The following is a 641-nucleotide window of genomic DNA, read 5'->3' on the forward strand; positions in this document are numbered from 1 at the left end:
ACAGCGCCAACTTCGCCCGAACACGCATCACTTCATGTGCGTCCACATGCCCAACATGCCTCCGGAACAGGCCCCACGGGAAGACCTAACGGAGTCCTAGCGGGTGTCCGGATCGATCAGGCTGGGCAAGGGACGGGGCGGCTCACGGTAGCGGGGCAACGTGGGTGGTCCCAGCCCGTTGCAGGGCGGCTGGAACGGCTCGGCACCGGCCGACCGGGCGACCTCCTTGGGCTCCACGGCCACCACGTAGGACCAGCCGCGTTGTTCCAGGGCCAGACGAAAGCCGACGCTGCGGCCGTACCCGCAGTCGGCCACGATCACCGGCACCGGCGCAAGCCAGTCGGCCAGCCGGTCCAGCAGCCCCAGGGCCAGCGACGGTTTGGTCACATGTCCCACCGCATCGGGCACTCCCGCGGCCGTGCGCCGCTGGACCTCGTGCGCCCATTGTTCGGGCAGGAACAGCTCCCATTCCAACGGACAGGAGGCGGTGTCCGTGGCCGCATGCACGCTGACAGCGACCTGGCAGTTGGCCCGTTTGCCCAGGGCTTGTACGTGAATAGCTGTCAGCGACGGGTTTGGGTGGGAGTCACTCGGGCGTGTAGCTGTTCCCATGTGCGGGCGGCCGATCCGGGTATAGGTGT

Annotated in this window: 1 pseudogene; it reads right to left on the reverse strand. The window is 67.9% G+C overall.

Annotated features, from left to right (window positions below):
* Positions 1 to 111: 111 nt before the first annotated feature.
* A pseudogene (locus ADK54_RS15295) lies at positions 112 to 546 on the reverse strand (transposase); the annotation flags it as partial.
* Positions 547 to 641 lie beyond the last annotated feature (95 nt).

The sequence above is a fragment of the Streptomyces sp. WM6378 genome (assembly GCF_001279695.1).
GTDB lineage: Bacteria > Actinomycetota > Actinomycetes > Streptomycetales > Streptomycetaceae > Streptomyces.